Annotated in this window: 9 protein-coding genes; 7 read left to right on the forward strand and 2 right to left on the reverse strand. The window is 69.8% G+C overall.

The window, feature by feature from the left end:
* Positions 1-79: 79 nt before the first annotated feature.
* Entirely contained in the window at positions 80-754 is a 675-nt protein-coding gene (locus ABGB16_RS27375) for a GntR family transcriptional regulator (protein ID WP_347670966.1), read from the reverse strand.
* A 302-nt stretch (positions 755-1,056) separates the two neighbouring features.
* Here ABGB16_RS27375 and ABGB16_RS27380 point away from each other — a divergent pair, with 302 nt between their 5' ends.
* From ABGB16_RS27380 to tcuB, 7 genes are all read left to right on the forward strand, one after another.
* Entirely contained in the window at positions 1,057-1,191 is a 135-nt protein-coding gene (locus ABGB16_RS27380; RefSeq protein WP_347670967.1) for a hypothetical protein, read from the forward strand.
* The gene (locus tag ABGB16_RS27385; protein ID WP_347670968.1) at positions 1,188-4,124 is read left to right on the forward strand and encodes an FAD-binding and (Fe-S)-binding domain-containing protein; all 2,937 of its coding nucleotides are present in this window, start codon (positions 1,188-1,190) and stop codon (positions 4,122-4,124) included. Before ABGB16_RS27380 ends, ABGB16_RS27385 begins: the two co-directional genes overlap by 4 nt.
* A 131-nt stretch (positions 4,125-4,255) precedes the next feature.
* Positions 4,256-5,266: a D-2-hydroxyacid dehydrogenase gene (locus tag ABGB16_RS27390; RefSeq protein WP_347670969.1), complete on the forward strand. Its 1,011-nt coding sequence runs from the start codon at positions 4,256-4,258 to the stop codon at positions 5,264-5,266.
* Positions 5,267-5,435: 169 nt separating this feature from the next.
* A complete protein-coding gene (locus ABGB16_RS27395; protein WP_347670970.1) occupies positions 5,436-5,621 on the forward strand; it encodes a hypothetical protein in 186 nt (61 codons plus the stop codon).
* Positions 5,599-6,444 carry an isocitrate/isopropylmalate family dehydrogenase gene (locus tag ABGB16_RS27400; protein ID WP_347670971.1) on the forward strand — a complete coding sequence of 282 codons (846 nt, stop codon included), beginning with the start codon at positions 5,599-5,601 and terminating at the stop codon, positions 6,442-6,444. Before ABGB16_RS27395 ends, ABGB16_RS27400 begins: the two co-directional genes overlap by 23 nt.
* Complete coding sequence (gene tcuA, locus ABGB16_RS27405; protein ID WP_347670972.1) at positions 6,441-7,883, forward strand: FAD-dependent tricarballylate dehydrogenase TcuA; 1,443 nt, start codon at positions 6,441-6,443, stop codon at positions 7,881-7,883. The genes ABGB16_RS27400 and tcuA overlap by 4 nt, the downstream gene beginning before the upstream one ends.
* Positions 7,870-8,955 (forward strand): tricarballylate utilization 4Fe-4S protein TcuB, encoded by a 1,086-nt coding sequence (tcuB, locus tag ABGB16_RS27410; RefSeq protein ID WP_347670973.1) that lies wholly within the window; start codon positions 7,870-7,872, stop codon positions 8,953-8,955. Before tcuA ends, tcuB begins: the two co-directional genes overlap by 14 nt.
* Before the next feature lie 92 nt (positions 8,956-9,047).
* Here tcuB and ABGB16_RS27415 read toward each other — a convergent pair whose 3' ends face one another.
* Positions 9,048-9,230 carry a hypothetical protein gene (locus ABGB16_RS27415; RefSeq protein WP_347670974.1) on the reverse strand — a complete coding sequence of 61 codons (183 nt, stop codon included), beginning with the start codon at positions 9,228-9,230 and terminating at the stop codon, positions 9,048-9,050.
* Positions 9,231-10,150 lie beyond the last annotated feature (920 nt).

Below are 10,150 nucleotides of genomic sequence, written 5' to 3' on the forward strand. Positions count from 1 at the left end.
CCGACCCCACAGGAGGAGACCACCACCGCCCTGGTCGACCGGGCAGGGCGGACGGTGGTCTCCTCTGGACGGTGAGCCGCTACGCAGGGGTGGCGTGCGCGGCGAGGCGGGTCACCGCGTCGCGCATGTGCGCGACCAGCAGACGGTCGACCCGAGCGCCGTCCCCGGTCCTGAACCCGTCGACGATCTCGTTGTGCTCGGGCACCCGCTGGTCCGGCGCAGAATAGGTGTCGCCCAGCGCGGTGAGGCACATGCGCGTCTCGGTCAGCAGGGTCTCGTGCATACGCACCAGCCGGCGGCTGCCCGAGATCTGCACGAGCGCCTCGTGGAACTCCAGGTCGGCCGTGCCGATCATCGCCTTGTCCTGCTGGTCGGAGGCTCTGGCCATGGTCTCGATGATCTCCGCGAGTCGTTGCCCGGCAGCGGCGTGGTCACCCCGCCGGAAGATCTCAGCGGCCGCGACACGTTCGACCGCGGTACGCGCCAGATAGATGTCGTGCACGTCCTCTTCGGTCAGTTCGATGACGAACAGACCCCGGTTTCGGATCGAGACGAGCAGCCCCTCCTGGGTGAGACGCTGCGTGGCTTCCCGCAGCGGGCCGCGACTCACGCCCAGTTCCCGAGCCAGCTCGGCCTCGCCGAGCTGAGCGCCCGGCGCGAGCTCACCGTGCGCGATGGCCTCCCGCAGCTTGCGGGCGATGATGCTCGGCGTGGACTCGCGGTTCACCGGCGCGATGAACCTTTCCCCGGTCATGCCGTTCTCCCACTCGACAACAGCCGTACACGTCGGCTCGTCGCTGACGACTCCGGTGTCGTCGGGCTGGGCGACCAGGCCCGTCGCTCCGTCGGGTATGTCCGCACGCCCTCGACATCGCCGCCGCACACCACGTCCAACACCTGCCTCCCACCGGGGATGCCGACCTCGACCCCTGCCGCACTGCCCTGACTACTCGACAGGCTAGCAGACTCAAACATTAGGATTGTTGACAATCTAACAACAGTTCATTAGCGTTGGTCGACAACTGCGAGACCTTCCGCTGCGCGACGGGAACCCTCGTGACCGCGCCACGGCGGACGTCGGGACGCCACCGCTCGCCGCCACCCGGGCACGTCCAGAAAAGGATGTCGATGATGATGCCCATCGCGACCCACGAGATCCGGTTCGCCGACAAGATCGCCGACCTGCGGTGATCCGCCCCATCGCCACCTTCGACGTCGAGTCGCTGGCCACCCGACTCAACGGCGTCCTGCGCGGCACCGCCCGACATGACGCCGGCAGGCGGGCGCTCTATGCCACCGACGCCTCCAACTACCGGGTCGTGCCCGACCTGGTCGTCATCCCCGCCGACGTCGACGACCTCGCCGCCGCCGTCACCCTCGCCGCCGACGCCGGCGCACCCGTCGTGGTGCGCGGCGCCGGCACGTCCATGGCCGGCAACGCTGTCGGCGGGGTGCTCATCGACGTGTCCCGCCACGTCAACCGCATTCTGGATCTCGACCCCGTGAACCGTACCGCCGTGGTGGAGCCGGGCCTCGTGCTCACCGAGCTGACCGCCGAGGCGGCCCGCCACGGCCTCACCTTCGGCGTCGACCCGTCGTCGGCCAGCCGGGCGACCATCGGCGGCATGATCGCCAACAACGCCTGCGGGGCGCACTCGGTGGCCTGGGGAACCACCGCCGACAATCTGCTCGGCCTGGAGGCCCTGCTGGCGGACGGCACCCGGTTGGATCTCCCCGTCCCCGTCCCCGGCACCGATCCCGTACGTCGGATGGCCGACCTCGCTGCCCGCCCCGGCCGCGAAGGAGAGCTCCACCAGGCCATGCAGGCCCTCGCCCGCCGCGAGGCCCTCACCATCGGCCGGCGCTTCTCCGGGCTCAGACGCCGCATCTCCGGTTACGCCCTCGACCGGCTGCTGCCCGAGCACGGGTACGATGTCGCCCGGTTCCTGTCCGGCACCGAGGGCAGCCTGGCCACCACCCTACGGGCGACCGTGAACCTCGTGCCGCTGCCAGCGGCCAGGACCCTGCTGGTCCTCGGGTTCCGCGACTCGTTCACCGCCGCCGACTGCGTACCCATCCTGCTGCCGCACCAGCCGCTGACCGTGGAGTCCATCAACGACGCTCTGGTCAACCGCCTGCCCGACCAGGTACGCAGCGACGCGAGATCCGCTGGCCTGCCCGATGGCACCGCCTGGCTGCTCGTCGAACTCGGCGGTGCGACCGCCGAGGAGGCGGCCCGCACCGGTCGCGCGATCGTCGCCGACCTCGACGCCACTGGCGTCCCCGCCGCGTCGACCCTGGTCACCGACGCCCAGGCACAGGCGGTGCTGTGGCGCTGCCGCCGGGACGGCACCGGACTCGCCACCCGACGGGTCGACGGCGCCGAGGCCTGGGCCGGCTGGGAGGACGCCGCAGTGCCGCCGGAGAAGCTCGCGACGTACCTGCGCGAGCTGGACGACCTGATGGCCGGGCACCAGCTGTCGGGTGCCTCGTACGGGCACTTCGGCGAGGGCTGCATGCACATACGCATCGATTTCGACCTGCTCACCCCGGCCGGCCTGGCCACCTACCGGTCGTTCGTCGAGCAGGCCACCGACCTCGTCGTACGTCTCGGCGGGTCGGTCTCCGGTGAGCACGGCGACGGCCGGGCCCGCTCCGAGCTGCTCACCCGCATGTACGGTGCCGATGTGATGGCCCTGTTCGCCGAGGTCAAGCGGGTGTGGGACCCGGCCGGGGTGATGAACCCGGGCATCATCGCCAACCCCGCGCCGCTCGACGCCGACATCCGCCACGCGGGTCCGGCCAAGGACCGGCAGCTGCTGACGGTCTTCTCGTACCCGCAGGACGCCGGCAGCTTCGCCCAGGCCCAACGCCGCTGCGTCGGCGTGGGCAAGTGCCGGCAGTCCTCGGGCGGCGTGATGTGCCCCAGCTACCAGGTCACCCGCGAGGAGCAGCACTCCACCCGGGGCCGGGCGCACCTGCTGTGGGAGATGGTGCAGGGCGACGTAGTCACCGACGGGTGGCGCTCCACCGAGGTACGGGACGCCCTCGAGCTGTGCCTGTCATGCAAGGGGTGCCTGTCCGACTGTCCGGTCAACGTCGACATCACCACCTACAAGTCGGAGTTCCTGCACCACCACTACCGGCGCCGGATACGGCCCCGGTCGCACTACTCGATGGGCTGGCTGCCGGTGCTGTCCCGGCTGGCCTCGCTCACGCCGAGACTGGTCAACCGGCTCACCGCATCGCGGGCACAGGGGCTGCTCAAGCGGATGGGCGGCATCGCACCCGAACGCGCCATCCCCCGCTTCGCCGACCAGCCACTGACCCGATGGTTCCGGCGGCACCGACCGGCCGGTACCGCTGCTCGCGGCAGGGTCGTACTCTGGCCCGATTCGTTCACCACATATCTGTCACCGGAGGTCGGCCGAGCCGCGGTCCGTGTCCTCGAGGCGGCAGGTTTCGAGGTGGTCCTCCCGTCGGGCCCGGTCTGCTGCGGGCTGACCTGGATCTCCACCGGGCAACTGGGCGTCGCCGAGCGGGTGTTGCGGCACTCACTCGGCGTGCTCGACGGGTACCTCCGGGCCGGTGTCCCGGTCGTCGGCCTGGAACCCAGCTGCACGGCCGTGTTCCGGCACGACGCCACGGCCCTGCTGCCCGGCGACGAGCGAGCCGCCCGCGCCAAACGCCTCACCCACACCCTGGCCGGCTTGCTCGCCAGGTACGCCCCGGACTGGGCACCACCCGTGGTGGGCGCCAGGGCACTCGTGCAGACCCACTGTCACCAGCACGCGGTCATGGGCTTCGACGCCGACTCCGCGCTCATGCGGGTCGCCGGCATCGAGGCGACCGTGCTGGATTCCGGCTGCTGCGGCCTCGCCGGCAACTTCGGCTTCGAGAAGGGCCATTATGAGGTGTCGCGAGCGGCCGGCGAACGGGTCCTGCTGCCCGCAGTGCGGGCGGCCGACCCGTCGACGGCGATCATCGCCGACGGGTTCAGCTGCCGCGTCCAGATAGGTCAGGGCACCGACCGCGTACCACTGCACCTGGCCCAGGTGCTCGCGGCAGCCCTCGACGCGGAGGACCAGCCCGCCAGTGGCGTTCAGGCGCCCGGAAAGCCCTGACCGGAAGCCCTGACCGCCCGGGAAGCCCCAATCACCCACATATTGTTGACAATCATACGTTGTACTCATACATTGACCGCGACTCGGGCACCATCGAGGCTGGCCCGCCTGAGAAACCGAGAGGCATGCCCGTGGCAGCAACCAACGGCACACCTGTCATCGCCGTGCTCTGCGCGCGGGACGGCACGCGCCCTCCGCACATGCGGGTCGTCGAGGAACGCGCCACCGTCCGCTACTGCGACGCCGACGGCCTGACCGAAGCCATCGACGGCGCACAGGCGCTGTTCCTGTGGGACTTCTTCTCCAGCGCGGTACGCGACGTCTGGGACCGAGCCCGAGCGCTGCGCTGGATCCACGTGGCCGCCGCCGGGGTGGACACCCTCCTGTTCGACGAACTCGTCGACTCCGACATCGTCGTCACCAACGCGCGCGGCGTCTTCGACCGACCCATCGCCGAATTCGTCCTCGGCGCGATCCTCGGCTTCGCCAAGGACGTCCACCGCAGCCACGACCTGCAACTCGCCCGTATCTGGCAGCACCGCGAGACGCGCACCGTTTCCGGCGCCACCGCGCTGGTCCTGGGCACCGGTGCCATCGGGCGTGAAATCGCACGGCTGCTACGCGCAGTCGGTATGCAGGTACGCGGTGCCGGCCGCACCGCCCGCACCGACGATCCTGACTTCGGCACCGTGGTGGCCAGCGCCGACCTGGCCGCGCACGCCGGCTGGGCCGACCACCTCGTCGTGGTCGCGCCGTTGACCGGCGCGACCTGCGGGCTCGTCGACGCCGCCGTACTGGCCGCCATGAAGCCGACCGCCCACCTGGTCAACGTCGGCCGTGGCCCCTGCGTGGTGGAGGCCGACCTCGTCGAGGCCCTCCGGGGCGGGCAGATCGCCGGCGCCACCCTGGACGTCTTCGACACCGAACCGCTGCCCCCGGAAAATCCCCTGTGGAGCACTCCTGCGCTGGTCATGTCACCGCACATGGCCGGTGACGCCGTCGGGTGGCTCGACACCCTCGCCCACCAGTTCGTGGCCAACGCACAGCGCTGGCTGGACGGCGAGCACCTGGTCAACGTCGTCGACAAGCGGCTCGGCTTCATCCCGTCAGGGGCGTCGGCCGGATCGGCGTGTCCGTCCTAGAACGACGAGACATCGTGACGCCCGCAACGACGGGAACAGCTCCCCGACCAGCCGCCATCACCAGCTTGACCTGCACCTCAAGGCTCAGCTGCGCGTTCTTCCCGCCGCCACCGGACCAACTGAGGCGTACCAGGAAATTGACCTCCGCAGTGCCGCTACTGTATCGGTCATGCTGCCGGTGGGCAACGGCCGCGCGCAGACCACCTCGATGAACCTCATCGAACTCAACCGGCTGCTGCTGGAGTTGATCGACCTCGGCACCTGGAGCGAGCACCTGGCGGCTCTGCTGTGCAGCCAGCAGGACGGGATTACGCCGTGGCCCCACTTCCCTGATGAGTGGAAGGTGTGGGCATGAAGAGGCCGACGGCACCGAGGCGGGACTGCTCGGCGGTGTGCTCCGTACCGGCCTCGACACGTACGCCAACGTGCGGCCGGTCCGACTGTTGCCCGGGGTGCGCACGCCCACGATCCACCGTCCCGGCGACATCGACTACGTCATCGTCCGGGAGAACACCGAGGGGCTCTATCTGTCCCGCGGCCTCGGCGTGGGCACGCGCGACGCCTGCGTCGACCAGTTTTTCGTGTCCCGGGCCGGGGTCGACCGGGTCGCGCGGTTCGCCTTCGAGTTGGCGCGAACGCGAGACGGCGCCCCGGCGGACGGCACCCGGCGGGTCACCCTGGTTGACAAGAGCAACGTGCTGCGCTCGTTCGCCCTGTTCCGCGAGGTGACGATCGAGGTCGCCGTCGAGTATCCCGACGTGGAACTGGATTTCCGGTACTCGGACGCGGCCGCGCACGACCTCGTCATGACGCCGCGACACTTCGACGTGGTGCTCACCGAGAACTTCGTGGGAGACCTGCTCAGCGATCTCGGCGCCGCCACCGTCGGCGGACTGGGCATGTGCCCCAGCGGGAACATCGGCGCTGGTACCTCGTACTTCGAGCCGGTGCACGGCAGCGCGCCGGGCATCGCGGGGCGTGACCTGGCGAACCCGATCTCGCAGATCCTCAGCGCGGCAATGCTGCTCGAGCATCTGGACGCGGCCGAGGCGGCCGGACGTATCCGCCGGGCCGTCGAGTCGGCGCTCGCCGACGGGGCCGTCCAGATCGAGCCGACCGGGTGCCCGCGCGGCGGCACCCGCGCGGTCACCCGCGCCGTACTGGACCACCTGGCATGATCACCTCGCCAAACGATTTCGTCCCAGCCCGGAACGGGGCGTTGGACGAGCAGTGGGACGTCGTCGTGATCGGTGGCGGCAACGCGGCCCTGGTGAGCGCCCTCAGCGCCCGTGACCATGGCGCCCGGGTGCTGTTGCTGGAGCGCGCGCCAAGGGTGTTCCGCGGCGGCAACAGCCGGCACACCCGCAACATCCGCTGTGTCCACGACTACACCGACGCCTACTACACCGGGCGCTACCCCTACGACGAGCTGTGGACCGACCTGGGCGGCGTCGGCACCGGGCCGAGCAACGAGGCGCTGGCCGCGTTGACCGTACGGGAGTCGGAGACCGTACCGCGCTGGATGACCGACCACGGCGTGCGCTGGCAGCCCGCCCTGACCGGAACCCTGGCCCTGGCTCGTACCAACCGGTTCTTCCTCGGCGGCGGCAAGGCGCTGATGAACGGCTACTACCGGGCGGCCGAGCGGGCCGGGATCGTGATCCTGTACGAGGCGAGCGTCGAGCGGTTGGGCTTCACGGGCGATGCCTGCACCGAGATCGTCGTCCGGGTGGCCCAGGGGCGGCGGCGGGTACGCGCGAAGGCGGTGGTCTGCGCCAGCGGCGGCTTCGAGGCGAACATCGACTGGCTCCGGCGGTACTGGGGCGACGCCGCGCTGAACTACCACGTGCGCGGCCCGAGGTACAACGACGGGACGGTCCTCGCCCAGTTGCTGGACGCCGGCGCGGAACGAGCCGGCGAGGAACGCGGCTTCCACGCCATCGCGGTGGACGCACGCAGCCCGAAATTCGACGGGGGCATCGCCACCCGGCTGGACACCATCCCGTTCGGAATCGTGGTCAACCGGGATGGGCGGCGGTTCTACGACGAGGGCGAGGACATCTGGCCCAAGCGGTACGCCATCTGGGGACGCAACATCGCGGTGCAACCCGATCAGATCGCGTACTCCCTGTGGGACAGCAAGGTGCACGGGCTGTTCCTTCCCCCGATGTACGGGGTGTCCGCGGCGCGGAGCATCAGCGAGTTGGCCTCGCGGTTCGACCTTGATCCGCTTGCGGTCGAGGAGACCGTCGCCCGGTACAACGCGGCGGTCGACCGCGGCCCGGGCGGCCGGTTCACGATGGCGGAGCGGGACGGCTTGTCCACGGTCGGCCTCGATCCGCCCAAGAGCAACTGGGCCCAGCGCATCGACCGGCCGCCGTTCTACGGGGTGGCGATGCGGCCGGGGATCACCTTCACCTACCTCGGTGTGGCGGTCACCGAACAGTCACACGTCCGGCGCCAGGACGGCGGCGTGTTCCACAACGTCTTCGCGGCAGGGGAGATCATGTCAGGAAACATCTTGTCGACCGGGTATCTGGCCGGTTTCGGGATGACCATCGGAACGGTGTGGGGACGCATCGCCGGTCGAGAGGCGGCGCGCCATGCCCGTGGATGACCTGTTCGCCGAGGCCGAGCGGCAGCTCATCGTCTGCAACTCCTGCCGGTACTGTGCCGGATACTGCCCGGTCTGGCCGGCGCTCGAGCTGCGGAGCACACTGACCCGGGGCGACATCACCCACCTGGCCAATCTGTGCCACGACTGCCGGGACTGCTTCAGCGCCTGCATGTACACCCCGCCGCACGAGTTCGACCTGAATCCGCCGAAGGTGTTCGCACAGGTACGGGAGGAGACGTACCGCAGCTACGTGTGGCCCTCCACCGTGCCCGGCTGGATGCACGGCTGGCGTGGCGTCGCCGGCTGGTTCGTGGCGATCTTCGTGCTGCTCGTGGCGCTCAGCTCCCTCACCGGCGGTGCAGGGAACTCCACGGGTCCGAACCCGGGTTCGCCGTACGAGATCCTTCCGCACCTCGTGATGGTGGCCGTGGTGGCGGCGCCCAGCCTCTGGACAATCGTCGTACTTGCGGCGGCGGTGTCGCGCTACTGGCGCGACACCCACGGCAGGCTGCGGGACCTCACCCGGCCTGGAGTGTGGGCGCGGACCCTGGTTCAGGGAGTGCAGTTGCGGCACATGCGGGGTGGCGGCCAGGACTGCGACTATCCCGCCGACGTGCCGAGCCCACAACGGCGTCGCCTGCACCTGGCGGTCACCTACGGGTTCGGCCTCTGTCTGGTCTCCACCACCTCGGCCGCGTTCATGCAGGAGTTCCTGCACCTGATGCCGCCGTACCCGTACCTGTCCGTGCCGGTCATCACGGGGACCGTCGGCGGGTTCGGCATGGTCGTCGGCTGCGCGGGGTTGATGCTGCTCAAACGGCGCAGCGCCCCGGAACCCGGCACGCCGTCGATGCGACGAGCCGACTACGGTCTGCTGTGGGCGCTGCTGATCCTGTCGGTGACCGGGCTGCTCACCCTCTTCCTGCGAACCAACCCGTTGTTCGGCCCGGTCCTGGTGGCGCACCTGGCCGCGGTCATCGTCGCCTTCGCCATCACGCCGTACACCAAGTTCGTGCACTGGATCTATCGCCTGCTGGCGATCTATAAGGACAATATGGACAAATTGGCGTGAAGCCCGTTGTGGTGCGGGGGCCATGCAGGGTTTTGCCGTCCACGCGATCGCCCGCCTGCCCGCCGCGGTGTGGCTGTGGTCCGGCTGGTGAGTCAGCCGCTGATGGCCGCGGTGAGCAGGTCCGGGTCCGCGGCCTGCAACAACCGGCGGATCATCGCCTCCGACGGACGCCGGTCCGGGGCGATGCCCAACGCGAGCGCGATCGCAGCCGGCACGTCAGCGACCCACTCGGGGATCGCGGTGTAGGAGCGGTAGCCGCCCACCACGGCACACACGACGGGAGGAACCTCGGCTCCCTGACCGACGACCGCTGGCCGTTGACCGGCTTTCCCGGATGAGGTCCTGTCGCTTCGTGTGGCCGGTGGGGGAGCAGCCCTGGACTCCGCCGCCCGAAGCGGCGGGCCTGGTCGCGAGCCGGAGCTCTTGCTGGTGCCGGGGCTCGGCTGGGTGGTGGGGTCGGCCGGTCCGGTCCGCTCAGTTCGTGGGGCGGAGCGCCAGCGTTCTAGCCTGCTTTGACGGTGGTGAAGGCTCTCACGAGCTGTCGTCGCCGAGGAGACGGCGTGCCCGGAGGAGCGCTTCGGCCTGGGTGGCGGTGCTGGCCGCGACGGCGTTGGCGGTGAACGCCTCGATGGCGTCCAGGTGCTCGGGTTGCAGCCCGAGGCGGGGCGAGGGCGCGATCAGCAGCGCTCGCCGGTTCGGGTCAGTTCCTCGTGGATCGGTCCGCTGGTGGGTGCCTCGGTGTCATCGGTCCAGACCAGGTGCCGTCCTTGGTCAAGGACAGCGCGGGCGGCGTTCAGCTTCGCGGCGGGGGCTGTGGCGGCGGAAACCTGGTGGTACCAGGAACGTTCCAGCTGGGGAGGCCGAAGAGTCGTTCGATCTGCTCGGCTTCGGCGCACCAGGTGCTGCACCAACGAATGTCGGCATGGCCGCTTCGATGCAGCAGGCGGATGCGTGGCAGCCTGACCACGCCGCGGGGTTCATTTTCGAGTCAAACCATCGATGATCAACGCGGTGGCCGTTCTCATGCCCGCGCCACGCCCAACGTCGAAGCCAAGTGACGTTGGAGTACTAGCCGCAACGCCGCTCGGTTAAGGTCCGGCGGGTGTTTCGCAATGGTTTGTGATGATGTCGATCGCGATGGTGGCTTTGTAGCTATGCCGGTCTACGTTGGGTCCGCGGGCTTGGTACTTGGAGT

Origin of the sequence: Micromonospora sp. B11E3 (assembly GCF_039871625.1) — a bacterium.
Taxonomy (GTDB): domain Bacteria; phylum Actinomycetota; class Actinomycetes; order Mycobacteriales; family Micromonosporaceae; genus Micromonospora.